The sequence below is a fragment of the Morganella sp. TYF_1 genome (genome assembly GCF_043105645.1).
Classification (GTDB): Bacteria; Pseudomonadota; Gammaproteobacteria; order Enterobacterales; family Enterobacteriaceae; genus Morganella; species Morganella morganii_B.
On sequence record NZ_JBICLU010000011.1, the window covers coordinates 171,101 to 192,014 of the forward strand.

The 20,914-nt window shown below is 53.5% G+C and carries 16 protein-coding genes; 5 read left to right on the top strand and 11 right to left on the bottom strand.

All coding sequences use genetic code 11. The features are described 5' to 3' along the window. Nucleotides 1-23: 23 nt before the first annotated feature. The 9 genes from ureE to ACF8OF_RS04030 form a co-directional block, all read right to left on the bottom strand. On the bottom strand, nt 24-707 hold the full coding sequence (ureE, locus tag ACF8OF_RS03990; RefSeq protein ID WP_279797455.1) for an urease accessory protein UreE: 684 nt from the start codon (nt 705-707) through the stop codon (nt 24-26). An 87-nt stretch (nt 708-794) separates the two neighbouring features. Continuing rightward, on the bottom strand, nt 795-2,513 hold the full coding sequence (locus ACF8OF_RS03995; RefSeq protein WP_004237084.1) for an urease subunit alpha: 1,719 nt from the start codon (nt 2,511-2,513) through the stop codon (nt 795-797). A gap of 67 nt (nt 2,514-2,580) precedes the next feature. Then, nucleotides 2,581-3,003, bottom strand: coding sequence for an urease subunit beta (locus ACF8OF_RS04000; protein WP_080948011.1), 423 nt, complete (start codon nt 3,001-3,003; stop codon nt 2,581-2,583). A 29-nt stretch (nt 3,004-3,032) separates the two neighbouring features. Beyond that, on the bottom strand, nt 3,033-3,335 hold the full coding sequence (locus ACF8OF_RS04005; protein WP_025153862.1) for an urease subunit gamma: 303 nt from the start codon (nt 3,333-3,335) through the stop codon (nt 3,033-3,035). Between the two features lie 433 nt (nt 3,336-3,768). Beyond that, the gene (locus ACF8OF_RS04010) at nt 3,769-4,557 is read right to left on the bottom strand and encodes an ATP-binding cassette domain-containing protein (RefSeq protein WP_392495782.1); all 789 of its coding nucleotides are present in this window, start codon (nt 4,555-4,557) and stop codon (nt 3,769-3,771) included. Continuing rightward, complete coding sequence (locus ACF8OF_RS04015; protein WP_025153864.1) at nt 4,557-5,363, bottom strand: ABC transporter permease; 807 nt, start codon at nt 5,361-5,363, stop codon at nt 4,557-4,559. Before ACF8OF_RS04015 ends, ACF8OF_RS04010 begins: the two co-directional genes overlap by 1 nt. After that, nucleotides 5,360-6,328, bottom strand: a complete 969-nt coding sequence (locus ACF8OF_RS04020; RefSeq protein WP_279797461.1) for an ABC transporter permease — start codon at nt 6,326-6,328, stop codon at nt 5,360-5,362. Before ACF8OF_RS04020 ends, ACF8OF_RS04015 begins: the two co-directional genes overlap by 4 nt. Then, a complete protein-coding gene (locus ACF8OF_RS04025) occupies nt 6,328-7,923 on the bottom strand; it encodes an ABC transporter substrate-binding protein (protein WP_279797463.1) in 1,596 nt (531 codons plus the stop codon). The genes ACF8OF_RS04020 and ACF8OF_RS04025 overlap by 1 nt, the downstream gene beginning before the upstream one ends. Nucleotides 7,924-8,592: 669 nt before the next feature. Beyond that, nucleotides 8,593-9,369 (bottom strand): energy transducer TonB, encoded by a 777-nt coding sequence (locus ACF8OF_RS04030; protein ID WP_392495783.1) that lies wholly within the window; start codon nt 9,367-9,369, stop codon nt 8,593-8,595. 192 nt (nt 9,370-9,561) lie between these two features. Between ACF8OF_RS04030 and ACF8OF_RS04035 the strand changes: the two genes are divergently transcribed. The 5 genes from ACF8OF_RS04035 to ACF8OF_RS04055 all read left to right on the top strand — a co-directional run bounded on the left by ACF8OF_RS04035 (nt 9,562) and on the right by ACF8OF_RS04055 (nt 18,419). Further along, nucleotides 9,562-10,104, top strand: coding sequence for an RNA polymerase sigma factor (locus ACF8OF_RS04035; protein ID WP_262859040.1), 543 nt, complete (start codon nt 9,562-9,564; stop codon nt 10,102-10,104). Beyond that, nucleotides 10,101-11,063 carry a FecR family protein gene (locus ACF8OF_RS04040; protein WP_392495785.1) on the top strand — a complete coding sequence of 321 codons (963 nt, stop codon included), beginning with the start codon at nt 10,101-10,103 and terminating at the stop codon, nt 11,061-11,063. Before ACF8OF_RS04035 ends, ACF8OF_RS04040 begins: the two co-directional genes overlap by 4 nt. 65 nt (nt 11,064-11,128) lie before the next feature. Next, nucleotides 11,129-13,900: a secretin and TonB N-terminal domain-containing protein gene (locus tag ACF8OF_RS04045; RefSeq protein ID WP_392495786.1), complete on the top strand. Its 2,772-nt coding sequence runs from the start codon at nt 11,129-11,131 to the stop codon at nt 13,898-13,900. 42 nt (nt 13,901-13,942) lie between these two features. Beyond that, entirely contained in the window at nt 13,943-15,643 is a 1,701-nt protein-coding gene (locus tag ACF8OF_RS04050; protein WP_392495788.1) for an ABC transporter ATP-binding protein/permease, read from the top strand. Further along, nucleotides 15,633-18,419, top strand: a complete 2,787-nt coding sequence (locus ACF8OF_RS04055) for a M16 family metallopeptidase (RefSeq protein WP_392495790.1) — start codon at nt 15,633-15,635, stop codon at nt 18,417-18,419. The genes ACF8OF_RS04050 and ACF8OF_RS04055 overlap by 11 nt, the downstream gene beginning before the upstream one ends. Before the next feature lie 478 nt (nt 18,420-18,897). Here the strand turns inward: ACF8OF_RS04055 and deoD are convergent, their stop codons facing one another. Together deoD and deoB are read right to left on the bottom strand one after the other, a co-directional pair. Beyond that, nucleotides 18,898-19,617, bottom strand: coding sequence for a purine-nucleoside phosphorylase (gene deoD / locus ACF8OF_RS04060; RefSeq protein WP_262859035.1), 720 nt, complete (start codon nt 19,615-19,617; stop codon nt 18,898-18,900). 68 nt (nt 19,618-19,685) lie between these two features. Further along, complete coding sequence (deoB, locus tag ACF8OF_RS04065) at nt 19,686-20,909, bottom strand: phosphopentomutase (RefSeq protein ID WP_205515198.1); 1,224 nt, start codon at nt 20,907-20,909, stop codon at nt 19,686-19,688. Nucleotides 20,910-20,914 lie beyond the last annotated feature (5 nt).

A 20,914-nucleotide genomic window follows, 5' to 3' on the forward strand; every position in this document is an offset into this window, starting at 1 on the left:
ACACGTTCTCCCGTTCCGGTCTGTCAGTGTTTGTGATCATGGTCGTGATCGTGGTGGTGATCATGATTGTGACCGTGGTCGTGACTGTGGTCATGATCATGGCTGTGCCCGTGATCGTGGCCGTGTGCATGTGAGTGCCCGTGGTTATGTGCCACATGCACGTGAGTATCTGTCTCTTCCGCGCCGCCGAACAGCAGACGGGATTCTGAGTTGGTCAGGATCGGCAGAATGGTTTCGCCTTTGACGAAAGCAAACGTATCATTGCCGAAACCGTGAGTGCGCATCACCGATTCCATCACTTTTTCACTGACGGTCAGCGGGACATACACCTTGTTTTCTTTGATAACGGCTTTCCAGTGCTGGTTACCGAGCGCATGGCCCAGTTCAAAACTGATGCGGATCTGCTCTTCCGGCGTGCTGCCCTGAAGACGTTTAAGATCAACAACCATGACATCACGCAGATCGATCTGGACAACAACCATGGTATTGGCGGCGTCATCGGTGTGGATCACATCTCCGTCAGACAACAGCACGTTGCGATCCAGCGCGATCCCGATATCCAGCCCGTTTTGGGTGTGTTTACGGCAGCGGCTTTTCTGGGCTTCACGCTGATCGAGGATCAGCATATCCACCGTCATGTCGTTCGCTTTATCAGCCCACGCCTGATCTTTTCTGACGTTGCCGAGAATGTGCTCAATGAGGATCATGGAATTACCTTTTTGTTATGCCCGGCGGGCTGAACAACACCCGCCGGGGAAGTCAGTTAACCCGGGACCTCTCAGCCCCGGATTCTGTTAACCAAAGAAATAACGCTGGTTCATTGCCGCTACCGAGATTGGCTGGCAGGTCGCGTGTTCCCCGTTAACTTTCACCGCGAAGGTTTCCGGATCCACTTCAATATCCGGGGTTTCGCCGTTACGGACCAGGTCGCGTTTGGTGGTGGTGCGCATGCCCTGCACCGCGACAACTTCGCGCTCCAGACCGGCTTTCTCTTTCACACCATCTTCCAGTGCTGCCTGGGAAACGAAGGTCACACAGGTATCCTGCAGGGTTTTACCCATCGCACCAAACATCGGACGATAGAAGACCGGCTGCGGTGTCGGCAGGGAAGCGTTAGGGTCACCCATCGCTGCCCAGTTGATCATGCCGCCTTTGATAACCAGTTTTGGTTTCGCGCCGAAGAAACGCGGATCCCACAGGACCAGGTCCGCCATTTTGCCGACTTCGACTGAGCCGAGAACATGGCTGATACCCTGGGCAATCGCCGGGTTAATGGTGATTTTTGCCACGTAACGCAGAACACGGAAGTTATCGTTACCCGCCGCATCTTCCGGCAGTTTGCCGCGCGCCGCTTTCATGGCGTTAGCCGTCTGGATCACACGCAGCCAGTTCTCACCGACACGGCCCATTGCCTGGGAGTCACTGGAGAACATGGAGATAGCCCCCATATCATGCAGCACGTTTTCTGCCGCAATGGTTTCCGGACGCACACGGCTTTCCGCGAAGGAGACATCAGCCGGCACATTCGGGTTCAGGTTGTGACATACCATGATCATGTCGAACAGTTCTGCCTGGCTGTTGATACCGTACGGCAGTGTCGGGTTGGTGGAGCTCGGCAGCACGTTCGGCTGGCTGACCACTTTGATGATGTCCGGCGCATGACCACCGCCCGCACCTTCGGTGTGGTAAGTATGGATAGTACGGCCTTCAAAGGCTTCGATGGTATCTTCCACATACCCGCCTTCGTTCAGACTGTCAGTGTGTACCGCAACCTGGATATCATAATCATCTGCCACACGCAGGGCATGACGGATGGCGTTGGAGGTTGCACCCCAGTCTTCGTGGACTTTCAGACCGGCAACACCGGCAATGATCTGTTCAACCAGCGGATCGCGGGCAAAAGAGTTACCTTTACCGAGCATACCGACGTTAACCGGTAAACCTTCCAGTGAACGCAGCATCGCGCGGATGTTCCACGGACCGGCGGTAACGGTTGTCCCGTTAGTACCGTCTGTCGGCCCGATACCACCGCCGAAGAAGGTGGTGACACCGTTGGACAGCGCCGCATAAGCCTGCTGTGGTGAAATCAGGTGAATGTGGGTATCAATACCCGCCGCTGTCAGGATCAGATGCTCACCGGAGATAGCATCAGTCGATACCCCGGCAACCATTCCCGGGGTGATACCGTCCTGGAGATTCGGGTTACCGCTCTTACCGATACCAACAATTTTACCGTCCTTCACACCCACGTCCGCTTTGATGACGCCTAATTTGGCATCCAGAATCGTAACGTTGGTGATCACCAGGTCGAGCACGCCGTTGTCGCTGGTCAGTGTGTTGTTCGCACCCATCCCGTCACGGAGGGATTTCCCGCCGCCGTAAACAGATTCTTCACCGTAACCGCGTAAGTCTTTTTCAATTTCGATATAGAGATCAGTATCACCAAGACGGATTTTGTCTCCGGTGGTCGGCCCGAACAGGCCGCAATATTCTTGTCTGGAAATCTGTGGCATAACGTGTTCCTTATTTCGTTCAGGATGCCTGTGCATCACTGCCGGAAAATCGTGTCAGGACGGAGAATTACTTCTTCGCTTCTGCTTTATGGCTGAAACCGCGGGCAATTGCCTCGTTCAGGGCAATCGCTTTTGCCGGACGTTCGCTGATGGCCACATTATTACCGGCCCAGCCGTCCACCAGGTTGTTAAACCCGTACACTGTCTGTTTGCCGCCGTAAGGAATAAGAGAAACTTCAGTTTCATCGCCCGGCTCAAAACGGATGGCAGTCGTGGATGAAATATTCAGGCGTTTGCCGTAAGCCGCTTCACGATCAAATTCCAGGGCATGGTTCACTTCAAAAAAGTGAAAATGCGAACCGATCTGAATCGGGCGATCCCCGGTATTACGGACTTTAATTTTGGTTTCCGGCTTACCGGTATTAAATTCAATCGGGGTATCCGCAAAAATGACTCCGCCTAACGGCGTGGGTTGTTTTGTATTGCTCATAATCAGAACCTCACCTTTTTGCTGTACGTTTATTTGATTGGGTTATGAACCGTCACCAGACGGCTGCCGTCTGTGAAAATCGCCTCAACCTGCACATTCGGGATTAAATCATCCACCCCTTCCATCACATCGGCTTTGGTCAGCACAGTAGCGGCTTCTTTCATCACATCTTCCACTGTTTTGCCGTCACGGGCGCCTTCCAGTGCTGTTACCGTGATAATCGCGACCGCTTCCGGGTAGTTCAGTTTTACCCCTCTGTCACGGCGTCGCTGCGCGACATCCGCCAGGGTGTATATCATCAGCTTTTCAACTTCTCTCGGGGTTAATTGCATAACGCCTCCACAATTGAATGAAACCAGAGTCATCAGACAGCAATCCGGGAATTTTCGGTTTCCGGGTCACCGTGATTTCAGTTTTTATTTCAGTGACACATCCGCTGAATGCAGACACAATCCGCCACTGACCGCCGGACATGCGCAGGCGCACACCCGGAAATACTAAAGTGTGAAAAATGTAAGCTGTTAATCAGCCATAAAAAAATAAATCATGCACCGCTGTTCTCCTGATAAGAAAACGAGGTTCAGATCCCTGTCAGACTATGCGGTGCTTCCGTTACCGCCATATAAATGCGTAAATATCTGCCACTGTGTTTAAATATAAAATAAATAACCCTGCAGATTTTCAGCTAATAAATAAAAAATACTCAGATACGGACAAAATAAAGCAGATTATCACCTGTATTCATCCGTCAATTTTATTATCGCCTCATCCCGGTCTGTTTCTGCCCGCCAGAAAACGGTGCTCCGGCAATGCATCCCACAGTGACTGCAGCCACGGACTGCCTTCCCCGTTCAGTAACGCCTGTGATGTCAGTGTTTCCTGTAAAATCCCGTGACGCAGCACCGCAATCCGGTCAGCAAAGCGGGCTGCCATTGCCAGATCATGCGTGACCCACAATACGCCGCGCCCGTCCGCACACAGCACTTTCAGGTGCGCGAGTATCTGCCCCGCGTGTTCATCATCCAGCCAGGAGGTAATTTCATCCGCCAGAATGTACTGCGCCCCGGTCAGGGTCGCGCCACAGGTCAGCACCCGTTTGGCCATCCCGCCTGAGAGCCGGTTCGGAAAGGCATCCGTCAGCTCTGGCCGGAGGTTATAACGTTGCAGCTGACGCGCCACATCGTGCATCTTCACATGCATGCCGCTGAGCGTGGCTGCGCGTTCCAGCTGCGGGCCGACCCGCACCAGCGGATTGAGCGCGCTCACCCCCTGCGGCACATAACACAGGGTGTTGCCCCGGTGCAGCGGCTTGCTCTCATCCGTCAGGGTTTCTCCCGCCAGCGAGATAGCGCCCCGGCAGCGCATATTGTCCGGCAGCAGCCCCAGCGCACTCTGCAGCAGCAGACTTTTGCCTTCCCCGCTGCTGCCAACCAGCGCCACCAGCTCACCGGGCTGAACTGCCAGGGAAATATCTGTCAGCAGCGGCTGCCAGCGTTTTTTCCGCAGCCAGCTGAACTGCGCGACATCAATGGCAAGCCGGTCAAATTTCAGCATTATGCGATCCTCAGCCAGAGCTGTTGTAAGGCTTTCGCAAACTGATCAAACAGTAACACCAGTCCGACCAGCACCAGTCCCGGGAAAAATGCCAGCCACCAGGCACCGGTACTGAGATAGCGCAGTGCATCTGACAGCAGGATCCCCAGTGACGCCTCATGCGGCGCAAGCCCGAAGCCCAGAAAACTGAGCGCCGCACTGTGCAGTACCGAATGCGGGAACATCAGCAGCGTGCCGACAATCCACTGCGGTAATAACATTGGCAGATAATGATGACGCCAGCAATACAACCGTGAATTTCCCATACGCTGCGCCAGCATCACATAATCCGTTTCCCGTACCCGCAAAATTTCTGAGCGCAGGATCAGCGTCAGTTTCGGCCAGTGTGTCAGCGCTACCGCCCAGATCACGCCGGATTTTCCGCCGCCCAGAGTGAAACAGATTAAAATCAGCAGCAGCAGGTGCGGCAGTGCCAGCAGTGCATCAATCACCCCGCGCACCAGATAATCTGTCCCTTTGTTAATTGTTGATAACCCGGCCATCGTCAGCGCCACCAGTCCGCTGGTCAGGGCGGAAATCAGCCCGATCTGCAGACTGGTTGCCATCCCCTGAAAAGTGCGATCCCACAGATCACGCCCCAGGCTGTCAGTGCCGAACCAGTGCGCGACAGACGGTGCCTGCCGCCGCGCCAGGAAATCCATATCAATATCAGTGTGTGTGATCCAGATGGCATACACGCCCAGCAGGATCAGCATCAGTAATGTGCCCGTCAGTTTTAACAGCGCGCGGTTCGGGTTATGCGTCATGATTCGCGGATCACTCCCTGATTCACGCGGCGCAGTAAAATATCCGCCGTGCTGTTACCGATAAAAATCAGGATCGCGCAAAACATCACAATGCCCATCAGCAGCGGGATATCCCCCCGCAGCCCCGCGTCTATCGTCGCCTGTCCCAGTCCCGGATAGGCGAACACTTTCTCCGCCAGCAGCGAACCGCTCAGCAGTTCCCCCACAGAGGCAAACTGTAAACAGAGTGCCGGGGTAATAGCGTGACGCAATACATGAAATTTAATCATCGGCCAGCCTTTATCCCCCTGCGCTTTCGCATAACGGATAAATTCGGTTCCCATCACTTCCGCCACTTTTGCCCGTGTGTGCAGGGCAATGTTACCGACACCGAGTAAGCCCAGCGCCAGCACCGGCAGAATCAGGTGATGAATTTTCTGCCCGACGGTTGCCGTGTCCGCATCCTCGCCCATCGGCCAGGCACAACAGATGGGTGCCCAGTTCAGGGTGACCGCAAACAGCGACAACAGCAGCAACCCTATCCAGAATGTCGGTATCGAAGCCAGCAGATACGACAGCGCCGAAATCATTTTGTCCGGCCAGCGGTTCAGGTAACGCCCGGCCACCAGCCCCAGCAGCAGCCCGGCAATGCCCGAGAGCAGCCAGGCGCTGATAAGCAGTGCCAGTGACGGTCCGAGCCGCGCCGAAATCACCTCTGACACCGGCGCGTTATACAGCATGGAGTAACCGAGATCGCCCCGCAGCATCTGTGAGAACCAGATCCAGAACCGCTGCCACAGCGGCTGATCCAGTCCCCAGCGGGCTGCAATCGCCGGATACTGCTCCGGCGGAACATGCAGCAGATCATTTCCGATATAGGCTCTGATCGGGTCGATTGGCGAATAACTGAGGAGGATAAATACCCCCGCCGCCGTGACCGTCAGCAGACAAACAAACCGCACGAAAAGGAACAGGGCACTGCGCATTATTTACAGGTCCAGGCCCAATCATCCACACTGTTGAGCAGTGACCATGATCCGTGGATCTCCGGTGCGCCCTTGCCCAAATCAACACAATCACTCACCACATAGGTATGCTGCACATTCAGCAGCCACGCCCAGGCGGCATCCCCTTTAATCCCGGTACCGGTTTTGCCGTTCCAGTCCACCTGCTGCCAGACAGGAATAGCCGCTTCCTGGTCCGGTGCACTCATGGCTTTCTCAAGGATGGCATCCACCTGCGGATTTTTGTAATAGCCCGGGTTGTAGAATTCCACGCCCGCCGCTTTGCTGCTGTAGTGATGGACTAACTCCATCGGATCCAGACTGCCCCAGCCGAACAGCGTCGGGTTGGCGTGCATATGGCGTTCGACGGTTTCCCAGCTGCCGGACTGTAAATCCAGTTCAATACCGATAGGTTTCAGGAAGGCGCGGATAGCCTGAGCCAGGTCACGGCGGGTGGTATCCCCGCTGGTGTACCACAGCGTCAGTTTGGCCACTTTGCCGTCTTTTTCACGCAGCCCGTCTTTATTCAGTTTCCAGCCGGCGTCTTCCAGAATCTGTTTGGCTTTTTCCGCATCACCATCTTTAAAGGCGGCTTCCGGATTGTTCCACGGCAGCCCGTGAACACCGGTAAAGGCCGGTACGGCGTACCCTTCCATCACCTGTTCAGACAGCAGTTTGCGGTCAATCGCGTAGTTGATGGCTTTACGGATGGCGATATCGGCAGTGATATCGTTACCGATCGGATAACCCTGTGCGTCTTTTTCACCGGCTTTCGGAATCGGGAAGACAATACCGCGGTTTTCCACGCTGGCACGCTCCACCAGTTTCATTCCTTTAACATCACCGGCAGTTGCGGCGATCACCGGCGGAATGCGGACAACCTCAAGCTGACGGCTCTGTGCGGCCGCAAAGGCGGCATCTTCATCCAGGAACACAAACACCAGCTTATTAAAGTCGTTTTTCGGCCCGGCGTAATACGGGTTCGCCTCAACAATCAGCTGCTGGCCCGGCTGGAAAGCCACCAGACGGTACGGCCCGGCACCCACCGGTTTTTGGGCATACTGTCTGGCATCATATTTATCAGCAGACACAATCCCGAGAGAGCCGAGCACGTTGATAAACGTACTCTGAGGTTCGGACAGGGTGATTTTCACTGTCAGCGGGTCAATTTCCTCCGCTTTGGCAAAGTTACCCATGTCGATTTTGCCGCCGCCGGCGGCGGCATTGTTATAAGTGAACGCCACATCTTTGGCAGTCAGCGGGGAGCCGTCAGAGAATTTCAGGTCTTTTTTCAGCTTCAGTGTCCACTCTTTGCCGTCGGCATTGTGGTCGTAGCTGTCCAGCAGATAGCTGTGCCAGGAAAGATCGGCCTTTTGTTTGAGCAGCGGGCTGTGCAGTAACAGATAACTGCCGTGGCTCCAGCCGAGCATCGGGTCAAACCCTTCTGTCGGTTCTGCGCCGATGGCCAGCCGCAATGTATGACCGGTATTTTCTGCCGCAGCCAGCGCTGAAGCACTGATTGCTGTACCTAACAGCAGAGAGACGAGTGTTCTTGCAAAAACTGACTTTTTAGTCATTATTCATCCTTACCTAACTAAAATTTTCATTATTTAATTTTAAGTTAATCCGGTATTACGAAAAATCACCTGTAAAAATTAATCTACCAAAGAAAACAGAGTTTATGCCACTAAAATCACGTCCGGAAATGATGCATACTAATGAATCGTGGTAAAAATCGGATTTCTCATATATTAAATTCTTTTATTCAATATTGCTGCTGAATAATAACGCTATTTTATATTTCTCTGATAATTCACAAATGAAATATTTTGTAACAATTAACCCATAAACAGACAAAAAATGATGATTTGCCAAGATATTATACTTATTACACATGAGCTCCGGGGGAGTATCATCAACACCACCGCAGCCCCTTTTTTTGCAGTGTAGCACACTCTTTTTGAGAATGACGGTTGAATTTCCCCCGGTAAAATTGATTAATTAAATTAATTATTTCTGTTTTGAAAATACTATCGGAATACGTCATAACAGCATTTTATCCAGGCCTGAACCGGCCTTACTGTGCTTGTTACAATATGAGTGACTGAAACTCATTCAGATAAATTAAGAAAACCCATATAAAAACCGAAATATTGAACAGGGAAAAGGTCACGTGAGAAATAAAAAAACGGAAAATACAGACAATTCCTGGTAATAAAAATGAAATTTCGGGAATTGTCTGCTGGTTACAGGTAAAAACCGATGGGGGTGACTATCTCAATATGGCCGTTTCTGCCACGTTCCTGTGGCGGCAGCGGAAAAGGGGATGCCCGTTGTACGGTGGCAAGTGCTTCTTTATCGAGCAATTTTGTGCCGGATGAATTGACCAGCTCCACAGAGACAACATTTCCCTGCATGTTCAGTGTCACTTTCACATGAGAAACACCGGTGGACTTATAACGCAGCAGCGCACGCGGATAGCGTTTGTATTTCGCCAGATGCGAATGCACTGCGCTTTCCCAGCCGGTACTGCCGCTGACCGGTTGCGGTGCATGACTGGTAAAATCCGCGCGGCTCGCGGAACTGTCGCCCTGACGCGGTGCGGAAGTGCTTTCTGCCAGTACCGGGGACGGGTTATCCGTTTCCGGCATTTTGATCTCCGTCAGCAGCTTTTTCTCTGCTTTTTTCTTTGGTTTCTCCGCTTTCCGCGTCCAGGTGCCCTGATCAGAAACCGCCAGTTTATCAACCACAGATTCCCGCTCCGGCTCAGCCACCGGCTGTGGTGCCGGTTGTGACATCACCTGTCTGACGCCTTCCGCCTTTTCCGGCGGTGTACTTTCCAGCTGATAAACGCCCGCTGTCAGCACAAACGCCGGGGGCAGCATGCCTTTCGGATCGTCCGCTGAAAAACTCAGCCAGCCCAGAAACAATGCCAGCAACAGCACGTGTGCGCCCACACTGGCAACCGTACCGCCGACTGAATATCGCCTGTTCTGATAACAGGCCGCAGCCATATTCAACATCACTCAACTCACTTTTTTAATCGTTATTCACGTATTTCAATTTGTAAAATTACAGGCATAATGATAACGCAAATGATATTGCTTTTTATTATTAAATAATAATTCAAATAACAACAATGAGATTTTTTGGATTTTTCTAAGCAATGCGTAATGACTCCTTCAATTACGATGACTTCGACACACACCAGAAAAATGACGACTGAAAAATCGGTAAGCAGGCTTATCGCCGGTGCTTATCACTCAACCTACCATCAGCTTGTCCGCTTCTTCCATAAGCGGCTGGGCAACACTCAGGATGCACGGGATTTGTCGCAGGATGTGTTTGCCCGCTGGCTCAAAGGCGGCAACGAGACCTCTGTGCAGGAAACCCGCGCGTTCCTGTTTAAGATCGCCAACAATGTGCTGACCGACCACTGGCGTCACAGCCGGCGGAAGGGACGTGACCGTGTCAGTGAGTGGGATGATTCACTGGCGGCGGACGTGGCACAGGAGGAAGCCGATCCTCAGGTACAGCTCGAACACCGGCAGCGCCTGGACCGGCTGTATCAGGTGCTGAATGCACTGCCGCCCCGTCAGCGGGAAGCCTTTGTGCTTTACCGGTTTGACGGACTTTCGCAAAGTGACATTGCAGAACGGATGGATATTTCTGTCAGTATGGTGGAAAAGCATATCGCCCGTGCCCTGCTGCAATGTAAACGCGCCATGAATGCCGCAGAACAGAAGGACGGGGAATGACAGACCGGCGGGAGCAGGACGAACGGGAAGACGCCGCCGCATTATGGTTTACGCGCTGGCACAGCCAGAGCATGACGGCACAGCAGCAGCGGGAATTACAGACATGGCTGGCGGCCTGCCCGGAAAACCGGCAGGCGTTTGATGATATGGCACTGCTGTGGCGGGAGATGTCGGCTCTGCCGCGTCCGGAAATCACAGAGCAGACACCTGTAAGGACTTTTCCGCTCCTGCGCCCGCTGCGTTATACCCTCGCCGGACTGTTTATCCTGGTAATGCTGTTTCTGCCCTACAGTCAGTTACCCGCCCTGCTGATGGATAACCTGACACTCGCCACCGCCGCAGAGAGCAAATCCATGATCCTGCCGGACGGCAGCCGTATTTTTCTCAGCCGTGACAGCGAAGCGGATATTGCCTATGAACAGACACACCGCCGCATCACCCTCGTGCGCGGTACCGCCTTTTTTCAGGTGAAATCCAACCCGTGGCGACCGTTTGTTATCCGCGCGGACGGCAGAGAGATAACCGTTGTCGGCACGGAATTTGATGTCAGCCGCCGGGGAACGGAAGTGGCAGTCTCCGTGGCAAACGGGATTGTCGCTCTGCGGGATACGCCGGATGAAAAACCGGTGTATCTGCGCGCCGGGGATAAAGCCGTCAGCCCCGCGCCGGGAGCTGCACTGCTGCTCAGCCATATCCCGCCGGAACAGGCCGGGGAGTGGCGCAACGGACAAATCACCCTCACCGATACCCCGCTGCGTGATGTTGTTGACCGCCTCGCACCTTACCGCAGCCACCCCGTTTCACTTGCCGCCAATGCGGCGGATCTGACCGTCTCCGGCCGGGTCACCCTTTCCGAAACCGATGCCTTTTTCACCGCACTGCCGCTGCTGTTACCGGTTGAAGTCACCGTACTGCATGACGGCAGCCTGTTGATTGTGAAGAAAAATAAAAATAAATGAAAAAAAGAATAATTATCAGGTGAGGATAATTCTCATTTCCGCGTCTTCTGATACAGGGGATAACGATGACACTTCCGGAAATGATAAAAATGACAATAAAACCATCACCATTCAGCATCAGGGCAGTCAGTTCCGCCATTGTGCTGGCACTCGGGCTGACAGCGTCACCGGCAGGGGCGGCGGATCTCACGCTTGATCTGCCGGAACAGGCACTGAGCCGTTCGCTGAACACCATCGCGCAGCAGGGACAAATCCAGTTACTGTATGATGCCGGGCAGCTCGGCGCACTGCGGGCACCGGCTCTGCACGGCAGCTATTCCGCGCAGACTGCCATTCAGACACTGCTGGCAGGCTCCGGCCTGACACTGGTACAGCAGGGCAGCAGCTATGTTATCCGCCCGCTGACCACGGAAGCGGAAACCATTTTAATCCCGGAAACACGGGTTCAGGGCGAACTGGCTTACCATCCGGCTACCGATGTCATGTCGGCCCCGCAATACATTACTGCGGAGGAGATCCGCCAGCGCAATACCGGTGACGGCAACGTCACGGAGCTGCTGCGCACCAACCCGGCGGTGCAGTTCGCCGGTAATGACAGCTCGTCCCTCAACCAGGGCGAAATCAAACCGTCACGGATTTCCATTCACGGCGCGTCCAGTTTCCAGAACGCCTATAAACTCGACGGCATCAGTTTTAACAACGATTTCGACCCGGCAAAAGATACCCTGGGCGAAACCTCCACCCGTCTGGACAGCGGCGACCAGGGCATGTATATCGACAGCCGTCTGATCGACAGCGTGACGGTTTACGATAACAACATCCCGGTAGAATTCGGCGGCTTTACCGGCGGCAGTGTGGATGTCACCAGCCGCCGCTGGAACGGCGAAAACAGCGGCCATGTGTATTACCGCACCACCCGCTCCGCCTGGAATCATCTGTTTGAGGATTCCTCACAGCCGATTGATTCATCAAAAAATGATATCAGCCATCCGGCCCGTTTCCAGAATGAATATAACAAACACGATTTCGGCGGCTGGTTTGAAGTCGGCGTGACAGAAAACAGCGGCCTGACAGTATCGGCCTCCCGCCGTACCTCCACCATCCCGGCCAATACCTCGGTACTGATGGCGGTGATGGACGGCGACGATCTGGTCGGTTATGAATTTGATAAGCGCAAACGTAACCAGAAACGTACCTCAGACAACCTGTTTGTGAAGTATGCGATGGATCTCTCGCCGGTCACCACGGCGGATATTTCCCTGAATTATTCTGACTACAAGGCGCGTTTATTCGCCTCCAATATTGCCAACTCCGGTTATGACAATAATCACAAAGGGTTAGGCGTAACCGGTGTTCTGAAGCACCAGACCAGCCTGGCTGATCTGGAATTCACCCTGGGTTATCAGAAACTGAAAGATAACCGCGTGAATGACGAGCAGCATTTTTATGAAATGAAGGATAAATTGCCGGACGGCAAAACAATTATTAACACCAAAATGGGCGGACTGGGTGATCTGCGGACAGAGCAGGACAATGTCACCACCAAAGCCGTTGCCCGTTTCCTGCCGTCAGAAGGCTTCGGGATCACACACCGCCCGATACTCGGGATGGAATCCACCCATACCAAAGGCCGCTATATCCGCGATAAATCGCATTATCACACCAGTGATGACAAGGCCACTTATGCGGATATGGGCATGGAGATGACCAATATCCACCGTTTCCTGCCGGGAACGGCCTCGGTCAGTTATAACAACTACGCGCTGTTTGCCGATGACAATATTGAGATTGGCCGTCTGACACTGCGTCCGGGTATCCGCGTGGATCGGGATGATTTTGTTCAGCGCACCAATGTCGCACCACGCCTGGCCGCCACTTATGATCTGTTCGGCAATAAAGAAACGCTGCTGATCGCCGGTGCCAACCGTTATTACGGTCGCTCCATGCTGACCTACGCCCTGTACGGTGCGCAAAATGCCGGGCTGGAAAAATGCTATATGTGTAACTGGGGAGAAAACTGGATCCCGAGCAATGATTTTGAAGGTCTGGATTCACTGAAAACACCGTATAACGATGAAATTTCCCTCGGCCTGCAACAGGAAATCCTCAGCACCACCTGGCGTCTGACCTATGTCCACCGCGAAGGTTACGATGAAGTCCGCAGCCGCACCAAATATACCAATCTGACCGGCCCGGACAAATACTCCGACAAAGGCAACATCCGCACCTTTGATAATGCCGGACGCAGCAAGCATGATTCCGTCACCCTGGCGGTCAGTAACAGTCAGCCGTGGGAATGGGGTCAGGCAACTCATGTCTTTACCTCCTCAATCGTCTGGCAGGATACCAAAACCAACTTCCCGTCTGACCAGGGTTATGCCTTCTTTGAGCCGGGCAGTGCCATTAACTCCGACAAAGTAATGTACGGCGGCAAGGTGATCGATGTCAGTGACCTGCCTGCCAGCAACTTTAACTCGCCGCTGAAACTGAACGTTGAGCTGACCAGTGACTGGGATAACTACAACATTTCCTGGTACAACCGCCTGCAATGGTGGGGAGCGCGTAATCAGGCTGTCCGTCATGACAACGAAGTGGTCCGTGATCCGCAGTACGGCGAGTTACGTGTCTATCAGAAAGAACATTTCGCATCCAAATTCACCTGGGACACCCGCGTGAACTGGAAACCGGAATTTGCTTACGGCGCATCTGTCTCGCTGGAAGTGAATAACGTCCTGAATAACAAAAATGTCGCGGATACCTTTATCTATGCCGGTAACAAGGTGATTGCCTATGATCCGGGCCGTCAGTTCTGGTTACAGCTGAATTACGATTTTTAATCTGAGCATGTGAGCAATGTCTCTTAACGTTATGAATAATCAATGAAAACAATAAAACACTTTTTCTGGCTGGTGAAACCGTTCTGGGGGCGGCGTGCCGCCCTGTTTTGCTGGTTCTTGCTGTTGTTGTCTCTCGGGCTGACACTCTCTTCCGTCTGGTTCAATATCCGCATGAACCAGTGGAACGGGGATTTTTACAATGCACTGCAAAAGCTGGACGGTGCGGCGCTGTATCAGCTGATCAAATTTTTCGTCGTGCTGGTCAGCGGGCTGATCCTGGTGGTGGTGCTCGGTACGTATTTCCGGCAGAAACTGGCTATCCGCTGGCGGGAGGGGATGACAGAGCAGATCCTCAGCCGCTGGCTGTCGCCGCAGAGCCGCCATTATCTGCTGCGCCTGACCGCCCGCGAGCCGGATAACCCGGATCAGCGGATTGCCGAGGATGTCCGCCTGCTGGTGGAATCCACCCTCAGTCTGCTGATCACGTTCCTGCATTCGCTGCTGACCCTGGTGTCCTTTGCCGCCATCCTCTGGCAGCTTTCCGGCAGTATTATGCTCTCTGTCGCCGGTACTGACTGGCGTATCGACGGCTATATGTTCTGGGCCTGTATCGCCTACACCCTCGTGGGTATCGCGCTGACACAACTTATCGGCGGGCCGCTGCGTAAACTGAATATGGAAAAACAGCAGCGTGAGGCGGATTATCGTGCGGCACTGATCACCCGCAGACAGCACGGTGATGCTATCGCCGGACAGCGGGGGGAGTTGCAGGATCAACAGCAATTGCTGGCCCGTTTTGCCCGGGTGGCGGCCAACTGGAATCAGCTGATCCGCTGCGAGCGGAATTTATCATTCTATACCGTGGGTTATCAGCAGGTAACCGCGCTGGCACCGATCCTGTTTGCACTGCCGAAATTCCTCGCCGGGGAACTGATGCTGGGCGGATTAATGCAGCTGCGTCAGGCCTTTACCAGTGTCGCGACGTCACTCGGCTGGTTTATTTTTGCCTATAAAGAGATAGCAGCCTGGCAGGCGACGGTAACCCGTCTGTACCATTTTGTCCGCCTGCTGGAAAATGACGCGGTGTCTGATGTCACCGAAACCTGTCAGTCCGCAGTACGCCTGGATGTTTGCGCCGATATTCTGCTGCCGGATAACCGGCCGCTGCTGGAGAATTTTTCACTCTCTCTGCACGCCGGGGAATTTGCCATTATCAGCGGCCGCTCCGGGCTGGGGAAATCGACCCTGCTGCGCGCGCTCAGCGGCCACTGGCCTTACTACCGGGGCAATATCAGCCGTGAACAGGATGTGATGTGGGTGCCGCAGTCACTTTATCTGCCGTCAGGGACACTGAAATCCCTGCTGGCGTATCCGCATGCCGCATCACAGTTCACGACAAACGATTACCGTGATGTCCTCGACGCCACCGGGCTTACCGTACTCGCATCACAACTGGATACCGATGCCGACTGGCGTCAGCGCCTGTCCGGCGGTGAACAGCAGCGGTTGCTGATCGCCCGTCTGCTGCTCAGTCAGCCGAAACTGATGCTGCTCGATGAGATTACCTCGGCACTGGATGATGACAATGCGGTCCGCATGATCCGTCTGCTCCGTCAGCGTCTGCCGGACAGCACACTTCTGCTGGTCAGCCACCAGCGCTTTCTTCAGCAGGAGGCAGATCGCGTGATAGCCCTGTCCGCCCCTGCCGCCACCTGCACATCAGGAGTCCGATATGCATTATAAACTGACCTTTGCCGGTGTGGCGCTGATCCTCACCGGCTGTACCGCTGTCAGCACAACCGGCACAGATAATCGTCCGCTGCCGCAGCGCAGTGATTTACAGCACATTCGCCTGGCAAACGGCATGAATGTGTATCTTCTGTCACGCCCGCAGCCCGGCGCAGAGCTGCGGCTGCTGGTGGAAAGCGGTTCATTACAGGAAACAGAAGAGCAGCGCGGTCTCGCACATTTTACCGAACATATGGCCTTTAAAGGCACCACGCATTTCCCGGACACACAGAGTTTTAAACAGCTGGAAAAACAGGGGCTGAACCTCGGCAGCCATGTCAATGCCGCCACCAGCCTCAATTCAACTGTCTATAAACTGTCACTGCCGCAGGCCACGCCGGAACAGATTCAGACCGGTTTGCAGGTACTCGCCGACTGGGCACAGGGCATGACCTTTGACCCTGTTGCGTTTGATAAAGAACGCTCCGTGATTATTGAGGAGTGGCGGCTGCGCCAGGGCATCGGCTTCCGCATCAATAATGCCCTTGAGCAGTTGCGCTATGCGGGCAGTCTCTATGCGGAGCGTGACCCGATCGGGTTATTGGATGTGATCCGCCATGCGCCGGTCAGCACAGCAAAAGACTATTATCAGACCTGGTACCAGCCGCAGCGGATGAGTCTGGTGGTTATCGGGCAGTTTAACCGCCATGAAGTCAGTAATCTGGCGGCGGCGTATTTTAATCAGCCTGCCAAAAAAGATGCCGCACAGGATGATCCGGCCCGTCAGCATTTTGCCCCGCAGCCGGGGCTGCTGGTAAAGCCAATCTTTGATAAGGAGCAGGGACAGCGCATCATGCAGTTCGCGCTGCAGAGAGATATCCGCGCGCCGCTCAATACCCGTGACGGTCAGTATGATGACCTGCTGGATAATCTCTGGGTGACAATCCTTAATCAGCGCCTGACCGCGCTGGTGGATAACGGACAGTTACCGGCTGCCAGTATCAACCCGCAGGGCGCTATGCTGGACAGCCGCCGTCTTCAGCAACTGATGATAATGCATCCGCAGGGCGCGGATTACCCCGGCAGTATCACCTTATTGTGGACAGAAATTCAGCGCCTGGCGACACAGCCCGTCACACAGGCAGAGCTGGACGATGCCCGGCAGAGTCTGCTGGCGAAACTCAGTCAGCAGGCTGCCGGGGAATCCCGCTACGGCAATGATTATCTCGCCGATACCATCACCACTGCACTGGAATACCGGATGCCGGTTCAGGACAAGCGCCAGCAGCTCACTACGGCATGGGAACTGCTTAAACCGGTCACGCCGGATACGCTGAAAACCCATGTGAACGAATTCCTGAATCAGGCCTCACCACGGCTGGCCCTGCTCGGGCCGGACAGCGAACAGACCCGTTTTGATGAAAAAGCGTTCACTGACCGCTGGCAGCAGATCCGGCAGTCCGATCCCGGGCCGTTTTCCCTGACCGTGCGGCAGGTTGCGCTGAATGTTACCCCGGCAGCAGCCGGTAGTATTGTTCAGGAGCAGGCACTGCCGCTGCCGTCCACGGAATCGTGGCAGTTATCCAACGGTCTGCGGGTGATTGTGCATCAGGATAAAAGCCTGAAAGATAATATTCAGATCAATCTGCGCATTCCGGGCGGTCGCTCACTGGAGCCTGCCGGACAGGAAGGACTGACCGACTGGGCACTGAAACTGCCGGAAAGCAGCGGCTACGGTGAGCTGAGCGCCCGTGAGCTGGCATTATTCAGTAAACAGCACAGTCTCAGCCTGCGCCCGTACAGCGAACTACTGAACCACGGATTCCGGGGTGAGGCACCGCCGGAAGAGCTGGATACCCTGCTGAAACTGCTGCACCTGAAGATCACACAGCCACAGTTCAGCGGCGAAAAATTACGCCGCAATCAGCAGCTGACGCTGGAAAGCCTGAACAGCACCACGGTGGAGCGCCGCTTCCTGGATGCCATTAACCGCGAAAGCCATACTCACGGCGAACGTCTGGTAATAAATGAAAACGGCGGCTGGCGTCAGTTTACTGCCGCACAGTTACAGCAAAATCACCGTCTCCTGCTAAGCCCGGTACAGGACATGACACTGGTGATCAGTGGTGCAGCAGATAAAAAACAGATAAAACAGGCTGTTGAGAAATGGATTGCCACCCTTCCCGCGTCCGGTCAGCGCCTGCAGTGGCGGGATCCGGCTATCGCACCCAAAATGCAATCCTTCAGCCGGACTTACCCGATAGCCAGCTCTGATAAAACCATGGTGAGTATTCAGTATGCCGCCCCGGCACAGTGGTCACAGAAAGAAAGCCTGACACTGCAACTGGCCGACAGCATCATCAGCAAACAGTTGCGTGGTGCATTGCGGGAACAGGCGGGCGGTATTTACGCCCTGAGTTTCTCTTCTATGCTGGCAAAACTACCATCACCGTATTACAGCGCCCGGCTGAATTTCACCACCGATCCTCAGCGCGCCGCCGAAATGACGGCATTAAGCCGGAATGTGCTGAAAACCCTGAAAACAGACGGTATCAGTGACAATGCTCTGAATGAAGCCAGAGCCAACTGGTTACTGGAAAAACAGCAGGTTTATCAGAGTACCGCATTCTGGACAGAATCACTGGCTCAGATTGCCGGGGACGATAATGCGTTTACCCGGATAACCGCGGAAGAGGCGTTAATTAATCAGATTACTGCAGAGGATATAAACCGGGCATTATCCCGCTATAGCGGTGAGAATGAAAAATTATTTATGCTCACTCCGCCATAATAAAACAAAGCCGCTTAACAGCGGTTTTATTTTTTCGCCGTCCAAAAAAATAACGATCATTGTATTAACGGAGAGTGAAAATATATTTTGTGATATATCTCCGTATTATCACCCGAATGGGGTAGAGATAAAGAGAAACACAGTTGTTATATTTTCTGCGGGTGCCTGATTCTGTCCGGATCAGGCTATATTTCCCCTGTTCCGGATAGAAGAAAGCCCCGATTACGTTTTTCAACATAAACCGAGGCCGAATCTCTACCTGAACAATAGGGATTCTGCCTCCTTAAATTAAAGGAGTCAAGAGAAATGACCGGAAGAACAATAACAACATTAGCTATAGTTGCAGTGGTATTAATAACTGCTCTTACGACGGAAAACCGTGCTTCAGAAATGTATACCGAACCTGACAACAGTAAATAACAAAAAACCGCTGCCGGAAAATAATACCGGCAGCGGTTTTTATAATGACTGAAATAAATTACTTTTTATCGCCCAGTAAAACAGATTCCAGCGCGATAGTGATCATTTCATTAAAAGTCGTCTGACGTTCTTCTGCCGGTAAGTTTTCACCGGTACGGATATGGTCAGAAACGGTGCAGATAGTCAGTGCTTTCGCACCGAATTCAGCAGCCACGCCATAAATACCGGCGGCTTCCATTTCCACGCCCAGAATGCCGTATTTCTCCATCACGTCAAACATTTGCGGATCAGGTGTATAGAATAAATCCGCAGAGAAGATATTACCGACACGAGCCGGGATCCCGGCGGTTTCTGCCGCTTCAACCGCATTACGTACCAGCCCGAAGTCCGCGATAGCCGCGAAATCGTTATCTTTGAAGCGCAGACGGTTCACTTTGGAATCCGTGCTCGCGCCCATGCCGATAACCACATCACGCAGTTTGACATCAGGGCTGATAGCCCCGCAGGAACCGACGCGGATAATGGTTTTCACGTCAAACTCCGTGATCAGCTCTTTGGCATAAATAGAGCAGGACGGGATCCCCATACCGTGCCCCATCACGGAGATACGGCGGCCTTTATAGGTTCCGGTAAAACCCAGCATGCCACGCACATTGTTGACTTGTTTAATGTCTTCCAGAAAATTTTCTGCAATGTATTTCGCACGCAGCGGATCGCCGGGCATCAGAACAACATCAGCAAAATCACCGCGTTCGGCATTAATGTGAGGGGTAGCCATAAAAAAATCCTTTCAGTCAATCCAAAGGGAAAGGGCAGACTGAAAGTCTGCCCGAAAAAAGAGACACATTACAGCATGTTTTTGCCGTAATCCATCGGGGATAAATTAAAATAGGATGCAACAGTCTGCCCGATGTCCGCGAAGGTTTCACGGTAGCCCAGTGAGCCCGGTTTAACTTTCGGCCCGTAAACCAGCACAGGGATATGTTCGCGGGTGTGATCGGTACCCGGCCAGGTCGGGTCACAGCCGTGGTCTGCGGTCAGGATCAGAATATCGTCTTCTTTCACCAGTTTCAGCATTTCCGGCAGACGGCGGTCAAACAGTTCCAGTGCAGCGGCATAACCCGCCACATCACGGCGGTGACCGTAGGAAGAATCGAAATCAACAAAGTTGGTAAACACAATGGTGTTATCACCCGCCAGTTTCATCTCTTCCAGTGATGCATCAAACAGGGCATCAATACCGGTCGCTTTCACTTTTTTGGTGATACCAACATGGGCATAGATATCCGCGATTTTACCGATGGAGACCACTTCGCCCTGCTTCTCTTCCGCCAGCTTTTGCAGCATGGTCGCTGACGGCGGCTCTACCGCGTAGTCGTGACGGTTACCGGTACGTTCAAATGAGCCGGCTTTTTCGCCGGTAAACGGACGCGCAATCACACGGCCAATGTTGTAACCGCCTTTGGTCAGTTCTTCACGGGCGATTTCACACAGCTCATACAGTTTTTCCAGGCCGTACGTTTCTTCGTGGCAGGCAATCTGGAAAACGGAGTCCGCAGAGGTATAGAAAATCGGTTTGCCGGTTTTCATGTGCTCTTCGCCGAGCTGATCCAGAATCACAGTACCGGATGAGTGGCAGTTACCGAGGTATCCCGGCAGATTGGCGCGTTTAACCAGGATATCCAGTAATTCCTGCGGGAAGCTGTTTTCATGATCGCTGAAATAGCCCCAGTCAAACAGAACCGGAACCCCGGCAATTTCCCAGTGACCGGACGGGGTATCTTTACCGGAAGATAACTCACCGGCATAGCCGTATGCGCCGATAATCTCCGCATTCTTATCCAGACCTTCCGGGAAGTGTCCGGTGGATTCCTCAGCGGCTTTACCCAGCCCCAGACGGGACAGATTCGGCAGATGCAGCGGCCCTTTACGGCCTTTGTCTGCTTCACCGCGGGCACAGGCCTGTGCGATATGACCTAACGTGTCAGCACCGGTGTCACCGAAATCAGCGGCATCATGTGCAGCACCGATACCGAATGAATCCAGCACCATAATAAATGTACGTTTCATACTTC

Coding starts and splice junctions, on each gene's coding strand:
- ureE (WP_279797455.1), bottom strand. CDS start 707: ATGATCCTCATTGAGCACATTCTCGGCAACGTCAGAAAAGATCAGGCG.
- ACF8OF_RS03995 (WP_004237084.1), bottom strand. CDS start 2,513: ATGCCACAGATTTCCAGACAAGAATATTGCGGCCTGTTCGGGCCGACC.
- ACF8OF_RS04000 (WP_080948011.1), bottom strand. CDS start 3,003: ATGAGCAATACAAAACAACCCACGCCGTTAGGCGGAGTCATTTTTGCG.
- ACF8OF_RS04005 (WP_025153862.1), bottom strand. CDS start 3,335: ATGCAATTAACCCCGAGAGAAGTTGAAAAGCTGATGATATACACCCTG.
- ACF8OF_RS04010 (WP_392495782.1), bottom strand. CDS start 4,557: ATGCTGAAATTTGACCGGCTTGCCATTGATGTCGCGCAGTTCAGCTGG.
- ACF8OF_RS04015 (WP_025153864.1), bottom strand. CDS start 5,363: ATGACGCATAACCCGAACCGCGCGCTGTTAAAACTGACGGGCACATTA.
- ACF8OF_RS04020 (WP_279797461.1), bottom strand. CDS start 6,328: ATGCGCAGTGCCCTGTTCCTTTTCGTGCGGTTTGTTTGTCTGCTGACG.
- ACF8OF_RS04025 (WP_279797463.1), bottom strand. CDS start 7,923: ATGACTAAAAAGTCAGTTTTTGCAAGAACACTCGTCTCTCTGCTGTTA.
- ACF8OF_RS04030 (WP_392495783.1), bottom strand. CDS start 9,369: ATGTTGAATATGGCTGCGGCCTGTTATCAGAACAGGCGATATTCAGTC.
- ACF8OF_RS04035 (WP_262859040.1), top strand. CDS start 9,562: ATGACGACTGAAAAATCGGTAAGCAGGCTTATCGCCGGTGCTTATCAC.
- ACF8OF_RS04040 (WP_392495785.1), top strand. CDS start 10,101: ATGACAGACCGGCGGGAGCAGGACGAACGGGAAGACGCCGCCGCATTA.
- ACF8OF_RS04045 (WP_392495786.1), top strand. CDS start 11,129: ATGACACTTCCGGAAATGATAAAAATGACAATAAAACCATCACCATTC.
- ACF8OF_RS04050 (WP_392495788.1), top strand. CDS start 13,943: ATGAAAACAATAAAACACTTTTTCTGGCTGGTGAAACCGTTCTGGGGG.
- ACF8OF_RS04055 (WP_392495790.1), top strand. CDS start 15,633: ATGCATTATAAACTGACCTTTGCCGGTGTGGCGCTGATCCTCACCGGC.
- deoD (WP_262859035.1), bottom strand. CDS start 19,617: ATGGCTACCCCTCACATTAATGCCGAACGCGGTGATTTTGCTGATGTT.
- deoB (WP_205515198.1), bottom strand. CDS start 20,909: ATGAAACGTACATTTATTATGGTGCTGGATTCATTCGGTATCGGTGCT.